The organism is Paenibacillus sp. J5C2022 (assembly GCF_025567625.1).
Classification (GTDB): Bacteria; Bacillota; Bacilli; order Paenibacillales; family Paenibacillaceae; genus Pristimantibacillus.
In genome coordinates this window covers 82,648-98,681 of sequence record NZ_JAOQJC010000015.1, presented here as the reverse complement: position 1 = coordinate 98,681, position 16,034 = coordinate 82,648, and the positions used below count along the sequence as shown (strand labels likewise).

The following is a 16,034-nucleotide window of genomic DNA, read 5'->3' as shown; positions in this document are numbered from 1 at the left end:
TTTCACCTTAATGCTCCCCAGTTCGGACTAGTACATTATTGCCTGAACAAAAAAGATGGCCCGCCCCGTTCAGGCGAACCATCTTCTACTAATATAATCGGACTACTTCTTCCATTCTACAAAAGCGCTGGCAGGCTCTTTCTCCGTATTAAACTCTTTGCCTACCAGAGTCGCAAGCTGCTCAAGGTCCTTCAGCAAGTTGGCGAACTGATCCGGGAACAGAGACTGCACGCCGTCTCCCGTCATGGAGTTGTCGGGATCGGTATGCATCTCCACAATCAAGCCGTTGGCGCCGGCCGCTACGGAAGCCTTGGACATCGGCTCTACCAGCTCCCGGCGTCCCGTGCCGTGACTAGGATCGGAGATGACCGGCAGATGGCTAAGCGACTGAAGAACGGGGATTGCGGACAGGTCGAGCGTATTGCGAGTATATGTCTCGAACGTTCGGATACCGCGCTCGCATAACATAACGTTGGGATTGCCTCCGGCCAGGATGTACTCCGCTGCGTTAAGGAATTCATCATACGTGGCGCTGAAGCCTCTCTTGAGCAGCACCGGCGTCTGAATCGTGCCCAGTTTGCGCAGCAGGTCGAAGTTCTGCATGTTGCGTGTACCCACCTGCAAGATGTCCGCATACTCGGCACACACATCGACGTATTCGGGCGTCATGACTTCGGTTATCGTAAGCAGCCCATGCTTCTTGCCCGCCTCGGCCATCATCGCCAAGCCTTCTACGCCGACGCCTTGGAAGCTGTAAGGTCCCGTTCTCGGCTTGAAAGCTCCGCCGCGCAGCACTTGACCGCCCGCCGCTTTCACCAGTCGGGCTATTTCATCGATTTGCTCCGGTGTTTCAACTGCGCACGGTCCGCCCATAATAACGAGATTACTTCCGCCGATCTTGACTCCCTTAATATCGATGACCGTGTCGTCGGGATGGAAGTCACGGCTGGCCAGCTTGTAGGATTTGGACACCTTGATCACATTTTCGACGCCCTTCATGCCGCGCAGTTGGTCGCCCAGAGCAGGATCTGCCTGGCCGATGATGCCAATAACGGTACGGTCTGTTCCTTTGGACACATGCGCCTGCACGCCTCCGTTTCTTTCGATATAAGCGACAATTTCCTCTATGCGTTCATTGTCAATATTGGACTTTGTAATTACGATCATGGCGATCTCTCCCTTTACACACATTTTACTTTAGCGCTTTTATGCTTTTTTACTTTTAAGCTTTTTGGCTTTTAAGCTTTTTGGCTTTTAAGCTTTTAAGCTTTTAATCGCTAAAGTAAATATACACGATTACACCGTCTTCGTCAACCGCGGTTTTGTTATTACTACGTCTGGAAAATGTATGCCACATACACTGGAGCATCAAAAAGACGCATCACGACTCTTCTTATGTATGCCTCATACACTGGAGTATCAAAAAGACGCAATCCGACTCCGCTTGTGTAGGCCTCATACACTGGAGCTTCAAAAGAACACATTCCGACTCTGCTTGTGTATGCCTCATACACTGGAGCATCAAAAAGACGCAATCCAACTCTGCTTGTGTAGGCCTCATACACTGGAGCTTCAAAAGAACACATTCCGACCCTGCTTATGTATGCCTCATACACTAGAGCATCAAAATGACGCATCCCGACTCCGCTTGTGTAGGCCTCATACACTGGAGCTTCAAAAGAACACATTCCGACTCTGCTTATGTATGCCTCATACACTAGAGCTTCAAAAGAACACATTCCGACCCTTCTTATGTATGCCTCATACACTGGAGCTTCAAAATGACGCATCCCGACTCCGCTTGTGTAGGCCTCATACACTGGAGCTTCAAAAATGGCGCGCAAAGAGCGGCGAAAGGAAGCGTCTCCCGCTCCCTTCGCCGCTCCGTTCACCGCTCATCGCTAACCGTCAGTTCGCCTTCGCGCGAACTTTCGGCAGCAGCTTCTCCATATTGACTGTACGCTTGATCTCCCATGTGGCAGGATCGTTGTGATCGTACTGCTCGATATATTGAATAACTTCCTTCGTCAGAGCCGTCGGCGTAGACGCTCCCGAAGTAATCGCTACTCGCTCGACACCCGCCAGCCACTCTTGCTTGATCTCGGACACGTCCGCAATACGGTATGCCTTCACGCCGGCAATCTGCTCCGACACCTGCGCAAGTCGATTGGAGTTGTTGCTGCGCGGATCGCCGACGACGAGACATAGCTGAGCCGTACCCGCCTGCTCCGCAACCGCCTCTTGCCGCACCTGCGTCGCCAAGCATATCTCGTTATGCACCTCGGCGTGCGGATACTTCTCCTTCAGCTTCTCCATAATATGACGGATATCCCATTGCGACATCGTCGTCTGGTTCGTAATAATAATGGGGCCGTCCGGTACCTGCAGGCCGACGATCTCTTCTTCCTTCTCGATCAAATGGACGGATTCGGGAGCTACCCCGATTGCGCCCTCCGGCTCCGGGTGGCCTTTCTTCCCGATATAAATGATGTGATAGCCGTCCGCCGTCTTCTCGCGAATGAGATCATGCGTCTTCGTCACGTCCGGACAAGTAGCGTCTACGACAGCAAGTCCCTTTTCCTTGGCGCGTCTGCGCACTTCCGGCGATACGCCGTGCGCGGTGAAGATTACGGTCCCTTCTTGAATGCCTTCCAGTATTTCCAGCCGGTTCGCGCCGTCCAGCGTAATGACGCCTTCCTTCTCGAACGCTTCCGTTACATGCGCATTATGAACAATCATGCCAAGAATATAGATGGGCCTTGGCAGCTCCAGATCTTTGGCCGTCTGCAATGCAAGCACCATCGCATCGACAACGCCATAACAGTAGCCCCTCGGCGATATTTTCACGATTTCCATCCGTTGCACCTGCTTTCTGTCGAACCTCTCTCCAAGAGCATGCAAAAATCAGCTCTCGATGGAGTTCGTTCCTTCTATTATAGACGAATCGCTCCGCTCCGAAAAGTCGATAGGCAGCCAGATGGTGAAGGTAGAGCCCTCGCCCTCTCTGGTGACGACTTCAACCGATCCGCCATGCTCGTCGAGAATCCACTTGGCAATGGACAAGCCCAATCCTGTGCCGGACGTAACTCCGCGGGATTCATCCGCCCGATAGAACCGGTCGAATATGTGGGGAATTTCGTCGCTGTTCATGCCGATCCCCGTATCCTTGATCATCCAGCCGATATGCTGATCCTTCTTGACGGCGCTTAACTCCACATAGCCGCTTGGCGTATATTTGAATCCGTTCTCGATGAATATGAACAGCAGCTGCTGCAAATACTCGTGATTGCCATATACTTGGACGCCTTCCAGCTGCGACAGATTGCCGACCTTCCACTCCGCATGGCGCGGCAACAAGCCTGCACGCCTTACGACTTCTTCCGTCAGCGGCAGCAGAAGCACTTGCTCCTTCTCCATCACATACCCCGCATCCGCCCTTGCCAGCGCCAGCAAGTCCCCTACGAGCGTGCTCATTCGCTTCGCCTCTGCGGATATATCGCTCATCGCTTCATTCGAAATGGTCAAATACTCGTTCGAAAGCGCCAGTCCGTGTGTCTCGGCCCCTTCTCCGTTCCTTATGCCCGCCTGGCCCCACATCTTCTCCAGCAGATCGATATTGCCGCGAATCGTCGTAAGCGGTGTGCGCAGCTCATGAGAAGCGTCGGAGACGAATCGGCGCTGCGCCGTATAAGCTTCATCCAGCTCATTGTAGGCTTTCTCCAGACGTCCCAGCATGGAATTGAGCGTATTGACCAGCGTGCCGATCTCGTCGCGAGGTCCCTCGGAAGGGATGCGCACGCTTAGATCCGTCCCCTTCTCAATCTGCTGCGTCGCATGAATGACGCGTCCGATGGGTCGCAACGCCTGTCTTGCAATGAGCATGCCTACCGTAAAAGCGATGATAATGACTAGCAGCGATGAGAACACTAGCGTATTGCGCAAGCCTTTCAGTATTTTCTCTTCGTTATAGGGTATCGCCCCTACCTGCAGCAGACCTACGAGCCGGTTGTCAATCTTGACCGGGGTCTGATACGTAATCATCTTGTATTTCGATCCTTCGAACATAACGGGTATTTCAGTAAAGACAGGGTTCGTGTTTACGTTAGGACGCTTGGGATATGGAATCACATTGTTCTGCATATTGCTGGACACCTTCACAATACCCGTCTCGTAGCTGACAAGCTGAACGTACATATCCTTGTTTTCGATCCGGGTTCGCAGGTCCAGCTCAATGTTCCTCATATCGAAAATATTATAGCTCGCCGTAATGCCCAGCTTCTCGCTTTGCGCCTTGATCTGCTCCTTCAAATCGAAATACGTATTCCAATGGATAAAGCCGTACACGGCAATCCCAAAGGCGAGAAGCGTCGCGGCCAACAGTCCGGAATACCATAATGTTAGTCTTAGTCGGATGGACATGCCCGATCACCCCGCCTCCCCGCGAAGCACATAACCGGTGCCGCGCACCGTAGAGATAAGGCGGCTTAATCCGCCCTCCTCCAGCTTCTGCCTCAACATGGCGATATATACCTCCAGCACATTGGATTCGCCGCTGAAGTCGTAGCCCCATATTTTCTCCATAATGGCATCGCGCGTCAGCACCCTGCGCGGATTCTGCATGAACAGCAGCAGCAGATCGTATTCCTTGGAGGTCAGCTCGATTCTGCGTCCCCCCCGCATCGCTTCTCTCGCATCCATATCCAGCGTCAAGTCCTCGAATTGCAGCTTGCTGTGGCTGCTCTCAAGCTTGTCCGACTTGCGGCGGAGCAGCGCTCGCGCCCTGGCCAGCAGCTCTTCCAGCGCGAACGGCTTGACGACATAATCGTCCGCCCCCGTATCCAGCCCCTTCACGCGGTCCGCTACCTCATCCTTGGCCGTCAGCATCAGGATCGGCACCGTGCTTCCGGCCTCGCGAATGCGACGGCACACCTCCCAGCCGTCCACCTGCGGCATCATCACATCCAGTATAATCAAGTCCGGCTCTACGCCCAGCAGCAGCTTCAGTCCTTCCGCGCCGTTCGAAGCGGTCGACACCTCATACCCTTCGAACGCCAGACTGCGCCGCAGCATGGACGTAATGCGCTCGTCATCGTCGACGACAACGATATGCGATCTCATCGCTGATTCCCTCCTTCGACTTCATTCACCCATTTATTGTACCGGATATAGGCAAGCCGTTCAAAAAGAAAAACGCAGAGTCACCCCCTGCGCTTCTCTCTCCTCTCCCGCCAGGCGGAAGATTACTGTCCGAATTCTTTCTTGTCGCCAACCTCCAGTTGAATATCCAACTTCTCGCCTTGGCGCAAAATGTTCAACGTGATTGTCTCGCCCACATCTTTCGTCTGAATGGCATCGATGAGATCATCCCGCTTGGAGAAGCTTTCGCCGTTAATGCCGACAATAACGTCGTATTGCTTCAGTCCTGCATGATAAGCCGGCGTCTTGAAGTATACGCCTACTACGAGAGAGCCCTCCGCTTTGTCCAGCTCAAGCTGCTTGGCGATCTCCTCGGTAACTTGCGCAAGATCGGCTCCGATGAACGGCACCGCAGGCTCCTTGTTGCTCTTCAAATCCTCCAGTACCGCTTGCACAGTGCTTGTCGGTATCGCGAAGCCAATTCCTTGCGCCTGGGCGCTTACCGCCGTATTAATGCCGATAACCTCTCCGTTCATGTTCAGCAGCGGTCCGCCGGAGTTGCCCGGATTGATGGATGCGTCCGTCTGCAGCAGATGCTTGTAGTGACGGTCGCCCTGCTGATCCGGAATATCGATCGGCCGCTCCTTCGCACTCAGCACGCCGACGGTAATCGTATGATCGAAGCCGTGCGGATTGCCGATCGCAACGACCCAATCGCCGATATTGCTATGATCGGAGTCGCCAAGCGGCAAGGTCGGGAATTGCTTGTCACCTTTTATCTTGAGAACGGCAAGATCAAGCTCATAGCTGGAGCCCAGCGGTTCAGCAATGAACGGCTCGTCGTAGCCTTGCACCGTCACTTTGATCTGGTCAGCTGTGCCGACCACATGCTGGTTGGTCAGGATGTAGCCTTGCTCATCGAAGAAGAATCCCGTACCGATGCCGGTCTGCACCATCTGTCCGTTATTGCTCTCAGGCTGCTGCTGCTCCTGCTGCGAGCCGCCGTCTCCGAAGAACTGACGGAAGAATGGATCGTCGAACAGGCTTCCGCTGTTGCTTCTATTCTGCATCTTCGTATACGTCTCAACCTTCACCACTGCCGGGCTAGCCGACTCGAACAGCTCCGAGATATTGTCCGGACGGTCCTGCATGCCGGCTACCGCTGTCGTCGTGCCTCCATTGGACGACGGAGGAGCTTCCGTGCCCGATCCGGAACCCGAGCCTTGCGTCTCCAAGGTTGAAGCATCCGGACTGAACCAGTTCTGCACATCCGCCGTATACATCAGGCCACCGACGACCAGCACGCCGGCCAGGAAGGACAGGAACATGGATTTGAACGAAGATCTGGGCTTCTCCTTCTTCGCTTGCCAGCCGCTCTTGCCTGAAGCGCCGCCGGGCTGGAACGGTCTGAGCTGACGCTGCTGCTCTCCCTGGTGCATGTATGGCGATGTCTCGTGCTGCTGCGCATGCGGCTGTTCGGCAGACTGTGCGGACTGTTCATACGTCGCCTGCTGCGGTTGCTCCTGCTGCTGCCGATGCGCATACGGCGGCCTCGCTTGAGCATGCGGATAAGGCTGAGGTGAAGACTGCTCTCCCGACATCGGACCGTAGGAGTAATAATAAGACGGCTTGCTGTCTGCGTCTTGGCCCGTTGATGCGTTGCCATTCTCCTCCCGCTCCCGTTCGGATTGATTCTCGTTGTTTGGCTTGAAGAAGTCGTCATATGGTTTGTTGTTGTTGTTTTGATCGTTCATATTTGATTTCCCCCAATCATGAAAGATAGAATAATCTCTTTAAGTAATCGTGTGTGATTTGCTATAGTTCTATCTTGCACAATCTACCTTAAAACAAACTTAAAATGAACTGAAAACTACATAACTTTTAGGCATTCGGCCATGAAAAAGAGCCGCGCGGCTTGCTTGCGGCTCTGACCTGCTCTTGTCTGTGGGGCACGTTATCGGGATATGACAGGCTCGATCGCTTGCAGCACTTCACGTCCGCGCTCGATCCAATGCGGCTCCACGTCAGCGTCGGGATCGGTCGGAGACTGGAATTGGTCGAACATGGCGCCGACGACTCTTGCGGAGGCTTCCGGATCGTTGCCTTCATTGTAGACGTGCTTCAAAATGTATGGTGAGCCGATAACGACTCTGGCGTTGTTCTCCGACAGCTCGCTGTCCGCACTGCCGTCCGTTACCTGGAACGGGATGCGCAGCCACACTTTATTCTCCTCATCCAACGCCCGGTCAAAACTACCGTTGTCGTAGTCCCAATTGCCGCCAAGCGAAAACCGCTCTTTCTCCAGCTTCACCTGCAGCTCTGTCAGCTTGTGCTCTTGCCCCTCCAATACCGAGGATAATGGTATCACAGCTAGCTCTCCTCCATTCGCAATGAACGCGTTGCTCTTGGCAGATAGTGTGTCCATCGCGACTCCAACTTATGACCGGTTGGCCCACCCTTTCCGGTGCGCCAGCACGGCAAGCTGGGTACGATCCTCCAGCTCGCACTTCATCAGCAGATTGCTGACATGCGTTTTGACCGTCTTGATGCTGATATGCAATTGCTCCGCAATTTCCTTGTTGGACAAGCCATCGGCAATAAGCAGTAGCACTTCCTTCTCCCGCTCTGTCAGATCTTCGTCGCCGGTCTGCGCATTGCGCTGCCGCAGCCCTCTTGTCAACGCCTGCGAGACGTCAGCCGTCATGACCGGCATCCCTTTCACGGCGCCTTGTATCGCATAGATGAGTTCGTCGGCGGATACCGTCTTCAGCACATAACTCACCGCTCCCGCTTCAATCGCCGCATACACCTTCTCATCCTCCAGAAAGCTGGTGAGCATAACGACTTTAATGTCAGGATACAGCTCCGCCACTTCCTTTGTTGACGTAATGCCGTCCTTCACAGGCATCAACAGATCCATCAAGATGACGTGCGGATGCTCCTCCTTGTCCCTGCCGCCGAGCCAAGCCAGCAGTTCTTCCCCATTGGCGGCTTCGGCTATAATCTCAATCTTCGGCTCCAGCATCAAATAAGTGCGCAGGCCGATGCGTACCATATCGTGGTCGTCTACAATCATCACTCTCGTCAAGTCTGCCATACTCATGATATTTGCTCTCCCCGGTATATTTTCGGTATGTTGACCTTTACTCTCGTCCCGCTCCCCAGCTTACTCACAATTTCAGCGGTTCCCCCAAGCTTCTGCGCACGCTCTTGCATCGTGGACAAGCCATATGACCCGCGTCCGACCGCATCCGCCTTGAAGCCCGCTCCATCGTCTACCAGCGTCATGACAACCTGCCGTTCCGTCTCCGCCAGCGTAAGTGTGCAGCCCTCTGCCTTGGCATGCTTCACGACATTGGCCATCGCTTCCTGCGTGATGAGGAACAGCTGATGCTCTTTCGCTTCGCTCAGCGGCTCCACCAGCCGCCAATCCAGTCTGCCCTGCAGCCCGTTCTGCTGGCAGTAGTCCGGGAACCACTTGTCCAGCGCTTCCTTGAGCGACTTTCCTTCCAGCTCCATCGGACGCAGCTGCGCGATAAAGTTGCGCATCTGCTTCTGGGCCGTATTCGACATGTCGATAAGCTGCTTCATTACCGAAGCAGCCCGCTCTTCATCAAGCTCCTGCAGCTTGGGAAGCGAAGATGCGCACATATGAATCGCGAACAATTGCTGACTCACCGTATCGTGAAGATCGCGCGCCAACCGTTTCCGTTCTTCGAGAACGGCAGCTTCATTGGACGCCGCCTCCTGCATAATCTTCTCTTCTCCCAGCCGCTGCAGCAGCTTCATCTTCGCCTCCATGCCCTTCGCCAGCTCATTGAATTCCTGGTATACCGGAACGAAGGAATTATGGCCTTTCTCCGTGATGCGTACCTGATAGTTGCCGTTCACCGCCTGCTTCAAGGACAAGTGCAGCGTATCCACCCGCTGATCGAAGCGCTGTGCCGCCCAATAGCCGAACGCTCCGCTGACGACCACGATGACGACCGCCGACCACAGCTTCAGCTCCAGCAATGAGGACTGCGGGTCCATCATCTTCCACAGCACGAAGGTCAGCAAGAGCGACACGAAGGAGGCAAGCACGAAGATGCCGATCAGCTCCCACTTGCCGCTTCGCAGAAATCGAACCATCATAAGCCCGTCACCCTACCTTCGTGACGCGCGAATCGCCCAGGAAAGTGCTGACGACGAGCTTGATTTTCTTCGGTGCCTCTTCGTAGCGCGGCGACTTGATATTGGTGCTCGTAAATATGCCGCCTTCCCTTCTGCCTAACACCTTCACATCGCCAAGGAACGCATTGGACACTACCTGAATGCCGACCTCATAATCGTTCGGCAAGTATACCTTCACATCGCCGATAAAGGAAGAAATCGTCACCTTCGTCTCGCCGTAAGGAATTTGCGCTCTGGTCAAGTCAAGCACCGTATCCCCGATAAAGTGAGAGATGTTCAGCGGCTTAAGCTCCCAATGGTCATGTCCCATATGAATATCTCCGATGAAGCCCGACCGATTCTGTACCTTGCTATCGTCTCCGCCCCACCATTCCACATAATCGTCATCATCGTCATAGTCGTATTCGTCATCGTAATCTTGTGACTTGCGTTTCCTTCTCTTCCTGCGACGATCCTTCTCATAATGGCCCTCGAACTCATGATAATTCTGCCGGGGCTTCTCCCCGCCGCTATGGTTGGCACCAGCCTTATTCTCCTCACCCAAGTCGCCCGTTACACCGGTGGGGTCTGGATGGAGCGGCGGAGCAGGAGGTACATTGTCACGCCCCTCATAAGGATTGCGATAGGACTTCCATTCGTGCTCCGGCGGCGACTGGCGCTTGCTTCCGGGACGCAATATAATTCTCATGCCGACGATAATGATCGCGACCGGAATGAGGTATGGAATCAGATCGCCAATCGACCATGGCCAATCCAGATTGTTGCCAAGGAAGACGACGCCGATGAATATCATGACGCCTCCCCACCAGCCGCCCGAATCGCCCGACGAGCGCCCCGACAGCAATTGCTGCAGGCCTAATGCGATCAGAATACAGGGCCAGTAGGTAGCGAACAGCGATCCGATACTGATATCGATCATACCGAGCTCCCGCAGCAAGAACACGATGCCGACGGTAATAATGATCAATCCCGTGAACAACCGGCTCGAAAAATTCCCCTTCATTTCAAACAGCTCCTTGTGCAACTGCAATTAGTTTAAACTCAGTATAGCTAATCCCGCATAGGTAATAAAGGGACGGCCGATTGAAATCTGACTCGGTCTGCAGACGGATGCTGCTGGAAAAAAAAGAGAAACCATAAGGGATGGCCCTCGATGGTTTCTCTTTTTGATTATCTCTTCATTATGGACAATTCAGACAGCTGTGTTATTGTTGATTTTGTTGATTTTGATTTTTTTGCATTGCATTCGCTTGGTTAGCCGCGTTTGCCGCGTTTGCCGCGTTTGCTTGATTGTTAGCGGCGTTTTGATTGAACTCTTCCGCGAATTCAGCGTTATACTGGTTATTTTGCTGCGCTGCCGCTTTGTTGTTTTTGTTTTTTGCCATTGCTATCACCTCCCCGTTCAGCTTTAGTATGGCAATTGAACCTTTATTTATTCAGTAAATTTGCCCGCTTAACCGTTAAGATTCCAGATAAGCTTGGGGGATCGTCTTGCTAGCTTGTACAGCCCGATTGATCTCGTTCAGCCAAGCTTGCGTCAGCTTGCCCGACCCTCGTCTCAGCACCTGAACCTCCACTTTCCGCTTGCCCCACTGTTCGTAAACTTCCTTTATCGTTTCAAAATAGAGATCAATTCGTTTTCCTTTAATGGCCGAACCTGTATCTGCCACAACGCCGTAACCGTAACCCGGAATGTACAGAAGCGTTCCGATCGGCAGCACCTTGGGATCTGCAGCAATCGTCGATACGCCGTCGCGCCGCACTTTCACTCCTGAATACGTAATGCCGTAGCCGGGATGGCCGGGCCGCTTGCCCGTAGATTCGTATCCGGCCGTATAGCCGGTGGCGATCACTTCCACCATCTCCACCCCAGTATCGGCATGCTTCAACTCAGCAGGCGCCGCTGCCGCTTCCAGCTTCGTGAAGGGGCTCATCGCAACACATAGAGCTGCGAGCACCATGACCAGCAATTTTCTCCAATATGCAAAAAAGCTTGTAGCCATCTGGGTAACTTCCTCCTTCTAAAGAAGAAGATTACCCATAGCTGCAAGCTTTATCCCTGACAGTTTATTCCTTATTCCCGATTTCCTTAGTCAGCATTGCAATCAACTCAGCCAGCGGCTTGGAGCCGATGTCTCCTTCGCCGCGCTTGCGGACCGATACGGAGCCGGAATTCATCTCGTTCTCTCCCACGACAAGCATATACGGTGCTTTCTCCAGCTGCGCTTCGCGAATCTTATAGCCCAGCTTCTCATTGCGCAGATCGCCCTCGACGCGAATACCGGCTTCCTGCAGCGTCTCGGCTACCTCGCGGGCATAAGCCTCATAAGCGGTCGATACCGGTATAACCTTCGCTTGTACCGGCGACAGCCATAATGGCAGCGCCCCTGCGAAGTTCTCCAGCAAGTAAGCCGTCATCCGCTCCATCGTGCTGATAATGCCGCGGTGAATGACGACCGGACGATGCTTCTTCCCGTCTTCGCCGACATACTCCAGCTCGAAGCGTTCCGGCAGCAGGAAGTCCAGCTGAGCCGTAGACAGCGTCTCTTCCTTGCCCAGTGCCGTCTTGATCTGCACATCCAGCTTCGGTCCGTAGAAGGCCGCTTCCCCTTCCGCCTCGAAGAACGGCAGCTCCAGCTCCTCCACAACCTCGCGCAGCATGCGCTGCGACATCTCCCACATCTCGTCGTTCTGGAAGTACTTCTCCGTATCCTGCGGGTCTCGGTAGGACAAGCGGAAGCGATATTCCTTAATGCCGAAGTCTTCGTAGACTTTGCGGATCAGATTCACGACACGCGCGAATTCTTCCTTGATTTGGTCCGGGCGGCAGAATATATGCGCATCGTTCAGCGTCATCGCGCGAACGCGGTGAAGACCGGTCAGAGCGCCTGACATCTCATAACGGTGCATCGTGCCAAGCTCCGCGATGCGAATAGGGAGATCGCGATAGCTGCGCATGCCGCTCTTGTATACCATCATATGGTGCGGACAGTTCATGGGACGCAATACAAGCTCTTCGTTATCCATGACCATCTTCGGGAACATGTCCTCGCTATAGTGCTCCCAGTGGCCGGATATTTTGTACAGATCGACATTGGCCAGCACCGGCGTATAGACATGCTCGTAACCGAGCCGCTCCTCCAGGTCGACAATATAACGCTCCATCGTTCTGCGCACCTTCGCACCGTTCGGCAGCCAGAGCGGCAGCCCTTGGCCAACCTCGCGCGAGAAGGCGAACATGTTCAGCTCGCGCCCCAGCTTGCGGTGATCGCGCTTCTTCGCTTCCTCCAGGAAGTGCAGATGCTCATCCAGCTGGGCTTTCTTCGGGAACGCCGTGCCGTATATGCGCTGCAGCATCTTGTTCTTGGAATCGCCGCGCCAATAAGCGCCGGCTATGCTGAGAAGCTTGAACGCTTTGATCCGTCCCGTCGACGGCAGATGCGGTCCGCGGCACAGATCGAAGAACTCGCCCTGATCGTAAATGGTAATGACAGAGTCCTCCGGCAAATCGTTGATCAGCTCCAGCTTCAGATGATCTCCCATCTCCTCATAGATGGCAAGCGCTTCTTCCCGGCTTACTTCACGCCGGCGAATGTCCAGATTCTGTCCGGCGATCCGGTTCATCTCCTTCTCGATCTTGGCCAGATCATCAGGCGTAAGCGATTGTTCCATATCGATATCGTAATAGAAGCCGTCTTCGATAACGGGACCGATGCCCAGCTTCACATTGTTCTCTCCGAAAATGCGCTTGATCGCCTGCGCCATCATATGAGCCGTGCTGTGACGGTACACTTCCAACCCGTCCGCAGAATCCAGCGTGACGATCTCAATCGCAGCACCTTCCTGAATTGGCGTATACACATCCACAGTCTTTCCGTTCAATTTGCCTGCGATGGCATTTTTGCGCAGCCCCGGGCTAATGGAGCCTGCCACTTCTTCAATCGTAGTCCCGGCGGCATACTCTCGCACCGCGCCGTCGGGAAAAGTCACTTTCACACTCATTGCCAATGCCTCCCATAATTGAATTAAAGCCATACGATCAGCTTGCGAAACACAAAAAAAGCACGCATCCCGTAAAAGGGACGAGTGCTTGCGCTCGTGGTTCCACCCTACTTCAACCTTGGAACGCCGATTGCCGGCTTCCATAGTTCTCGTATGCTCTGATAACGGAGAGTTCCGGTACAGCTTACTGCCGCCTGCTTGCCAGTACGGTAAAGGCGGGTTCAACTATACAGCTACATAAGGGGTATATCCGCCGGCATCTTGGAAGGAACTTGCAGCCACGATTCCTCTCTCTGAACCATTCGCTTATGGCAGATACTTGTCTTTGTCATTGCTGTTGCATCCGTATATGGTCAACATTATAGCCCGCCAGCCACCGTACGTCAAGGCTGAATCAACTCGTCCAGACTTCTGGAGCAGGCCGAGCAGCCGACGCATACCGTTACCCGTCCATCGAATATGGTCTCGATGGTACGGATGACTCCCATCTCAGGCAGCCGAGTGTGAATATTAATATGCTTCGGCGATGCCGAAATAAGCGAGCTGATGACCATATCCTCAATATTCATTTCCGTCTCCAGCATTTCCGCGACGATCCGGTCTCCTTGCGGCTTGGGATCGATCAGCTTGAAGCTTTCATTGTACATGACGAAATCATGGCCGCCTTTATGGAGCAAATGCACCAGCGGAATTTTGGTCTCCTGAAGCTGCACGAAATACTTCAGCAACGAAATAAATTCCTGGTATTGCTTGTCAAGCACATATTCATCCATGGCGTATTCCACAATTTCCGCAAGCTCCGACCGGTAAGAAGCCATGCGAAAGGTTAGAAAGCCCTTCAGGTTCAATCCCGTGTCCATCTGCAAATACTGATGCAGCTCATCCGCTATCTTGCTCTTTCTTCTGGCGCGATCCGCGTCGTGGAATCGCTTGCCCAGTCCATCCCATTCGCTGCCGAACAGCAGATCGTGGCAATACTTCTCAATGACTGAAGATTCAATCGTGGGGTTGCTGCTGTATTTTTTGCGAATAATGCTGGATAGAAGCAGCGGCTCCAATTCACTAATGACGAACTCGGCAATAATGCCGGCTGCCGCTTCAAATATGGCTGGCCCGTGCTCCTGCAGTCTGAACTGTGGCAGAATGCCGCTGCAACCGATGGATTCACGACTTTTCATGTGAATATCTACCAGAGGAGCCCCTTTCCCGTCAGCCATATGTAATTCATGTATCAATCCTGTCAGCAATTGCTGTTTCAACTTGTCAACGCCGTCATGAAGACTTGCCTGCAACGTTACTGAGAACAAGTCCACGCGCTCACCCCTTTCCTTCCGTTACAGTATATGGCCTCGAGGGGCCGTATATACGAAGGAAAGATTGGTACATGTTCATCGCGGAACAAGAAAAATCCCCCTGCCAGCATGAATGGCACAGGGGGACGCGCACTTATTAATTTTGCATGACGAAATCCTTCTCCGCTCTGTCGGATTCGTTGTACATCCGCAAAATATTGTATTTGGTATCGCGCTGGGCCGGAATTTTGCCAGCTTCGCGAATCAGCTTCAGGATCAGATCGATATTCACCTTGTGGGTCGTGCCTGCCGCAGATACGACATTCTCCTCGATCATCGTGCTGCCGAAGTCGTTGCAGCCGTACTGGAGAGACAGCTTGCCCATCTCGGGTCCCATTGTCACCCAAGAAGACTGGAAGTTGTCAATGTTGTCCAGCATAATGCGGCTGACCGCTACAATGCGCAGGTATTCTTCAGGTGAAGCCTTCTCCAGCTTCAAGTTCGTATTGTCCGGCTGGAACGGCCAAGAGATGAAGGCCAGGAACCCCTTCGAATCGTAACCGCTCGAGATGCATTCATCCTGGGCGTCGCGCACCCGCAGCAGATGCAATGCCCTCTCCTCTATGCTCTCGCCAAGTCCGTATACCATCGTTGCCGTCGTATTCATCCCATGGCGGTGGGCCGACTTCATGACATCCATCCACTCCATCCATGAGCCCTTCAGTCTGCTGATTTTCCGCCTGGTACGATCGTCCAGAATCTCCGCTCCGCCGCCGGGAAGCGAATCCAGCCCGGCCGCCTTCAGCTCGGCGACCACTTGATCCAGGGAAAGTCCGTTCGACACTTCCTTCATCTTCATAATTTCCGCCGGAGAGAAGGAATGCATCGTAATGTTCGGGAAGCGGACTTTAATTTTGCGCAGTAAATCCGTGTAGTAAGTAAACGGCAGATCGGGATTCGTGCCGCCTTGCATCAAGATTTCCGTACCGCCTACGTCCACCGTCTCCTGAATTTTCTGCAGAATGGTATCGTCGTCCAGCACATATCCTTCTCCGGACTTCGGAGAGCGGTAGAATGCGCAGAAGCGGCAGTACACGTCGCATATATTCGTATAGTTGACGTTGCGTCCAACTACGAATGTTGTAACAGGGTCCGGGTGCCGCCGCAGCATCAGCTGATTGGCAGTATGCCCCATCTTCTCTATCGCATCAGAAGCCAGCAGCTCCATGCATTCGTCCAGGTTGATTCGCTCGCCTCTGAGAGCTTTGTCCAATATCGGGTCTATCGTGCTCATCCGCCAGACCTCCTTAAATTTGCTTATCTCATCAATCGTAACATAGAAGCTTCTTCGCAGTCATCCACCAGATCAAGGGTCAATATGTCAAAAAAGCGAATAATGCGCGTCATACAAAGAAAGGCATGCCTGCCCTG

At 53.5% G+C, this 16,034-nt stretch carries 15 protein-coding genes; all 15 read right to left on the bottom strand.

What is annotated here, in order from left to right; all coding sequences use genetic code 11:
• Positions 1 to 102: 102 nt before the first annotated feature.
• Positions 103 to 1,167, bottom strand: a complete 1,065-nt coding sequence (gene aroF, locus M6D81_RS14275) for a 3-deoxy-7-phosphoheptulonate synthase (protein ID WP_262677571.1) — start codon at positions 1,165 to 1,167, stop codon at positions 103 to 105.
• Positions 1,168 to 1,331: 164 nt separating this feature from the next.
• Positions 1,332 to 1,790, bottom strand: a complete 459-nt coding sequence (locus M6D81_RS14270) for a hypothetical protein (RefSeq protein ID WP_262677570.1) — start codon at positions 1,788 to 1,790, stop codon at positions 1,332 to 1,334.
• A gap of 118 nt (positions 1,791 to 1,908) precedes the next feature.
• Positions 1,909 to 2,856, bottom strand: a complete 948-nt coding sequence (locus tag M6D81_RS14265) for a 4-hydroxy-3-methylbut-2-enyl diphosphate reductase (protein WP_262677569.1) — start codon at positions 2,854 to 2,856, stop codon at positions 1,909 to 1,911.
• A gap of 48 nt (positions 2,857 to 2,904) precedes the next feature.
• Entirely contained in the window at positions 2,905 to 4,419 is a 1,515-nt protein-coding gene (locus M6D81_RS14260; protein WP_262677568.1) for a sensor histidine kinase, read from the bottom strand.
• Between the two features lie 6 nt (positions 4,420 to 4,425).
• Positions 4,426 to 5,118, bottom strand: a complete 693-nt coding sequence (locus M6D81_RS14255; RefSeq protein WP_262677567.1) for a response regulator transcription factor — start codon at positions 5,116 to 5,118, stop codon at positions 4,426 to 4,428.
• Between the two features lie 122 nt (positions 5,119 to 5,240).
• The gene (locus tag M6D81_RS14250) at positions 5,241 to 6,890 is read right to left on the bottom strand and encodes a S1C family serine protease (protein ID WP_262677566.1); all 1,650 of its coding nucleotides are present in this window, start codon (positions 6,888 to 6,890) and stop codon (positions 5,241 to 5,243) included.
• Between the two features lie 200 nt (positions 6,891 to 7,090).
• Positions 7,091 to 7,504 (bottom strand): YugN-like family protein, encoded by a 414-nt coding sequence (locus tag M6D81_RS14245; protein ID WP_262677565.1) that lies wholly within the window; start codon positions 7,502 to 7,504, stop codon positions 7,091 to 7,093.
• Between the two features lie 69 nt (positions 7,505 to 7,573).
• Positions 7,574 to 8,233 carry a response regulator gene (locus M6D81_RS14240; protein ID WP_317259128.1) on the bottom strand — a complete coding sequence of 220 codons (660 nt, stop codon included), beginning with the start codon at positions 8,231 to 8,233 and terminating at the stop codon, positions 7,574 to 7,576.
• Positions 8,234 to 8,235: 2 nt separating this feature from the next.
• Complete coding sequence (locus tag M6D81_RS14235; protein WP_262677564.1) at positions 8,236 to 9,270, bottom strand: sensor histidine kinase; 1,035 nt, start codon at positions 9,268 to 9,270, stop codon at positions 8,236 to 8,238.
• 7 nt (positions 9,271 to 9,277) lie between these two features.
• Complete coding sequence (liaF, locus tag M6D81_RS14230) at positions 9,278 to 10,312, bottom strand: cell wall-active antibiotics response protein LiaF (protein ID WP_262677563.1); 1,035 nt, start codon at positions 10,310 to 10,312, stop codon at positions 9,278 to 9,280.
• A gap of 202 nt (positions 10,313 to 10,514) precedes the next feature.
• Positions 10,515 to 10,694: a hypothetical protein gene (locus M6D81_RS14225; RefSeq protein WP_262677562.1), complete on the bottom strand. Its 180-nt coding sequence runs from the start codon at positions 10,692 to 10,694 to the stop codon at positions 10,515 to 10,517.
• Positions 10,695 to 10,769: 75 nt separating this feature from the next.
• On the bottom strand, positions 10,770 to 11,312 hold the full coding sequence (locus M6D81_RS14220; RefSeq protein WP_262677561.1) for a 3D domain-containing protein: 543 nt from the start codon (positions 11,310 to 11,312) through the stop codon (positions 10,770 to 10,772).
• 64 nt (positions 11,313 to 11,376) lie between these two features.
• Positions 11,377 to 13,311, bottom strand: a complete 1,935-nt coding sequence (thrS, locus tag M6D81_RS14215; protein WP_262677560.1) for a threonine--tRNA ligase — start codon at positions 13,309 to 13,311, stop codon at positions 11,377 to 11,379.
• A gap of 383 nt (positions 13,312 to 13,694) precedes the next feature.
• On the bottom strand, positions 13,695 to 14,624 hold the full coding sequence (locus M6D81_RS14210; RefSeq protein WP_262677559.1) for a putative sporulation protein YtxC: 930 nt from the start codon (positions 14,622 to 14,624) through the stop codon (positions 13,695 to 13,697).
• A 136-nt stretch (positions 14,625 to 14,760) separates the two neighbouring features.
• Positions 14,761 to 15,897 carry a cyclic dehypoxanthinyl futalosine synthase gene (mqnC, locus tag M6D81_RS14205; protein WP_262677558.1) on the bottom strand — a complete coding sequence of 379 codons (1,137 nt, stop codon included), beginning with the start codon at positions 15,895 to 15,897 and terminating at the stop codon, positions 14,761 to 14,763.
• Positions 15,898 to 16,034: the final 137 nt, after the last annotated feature.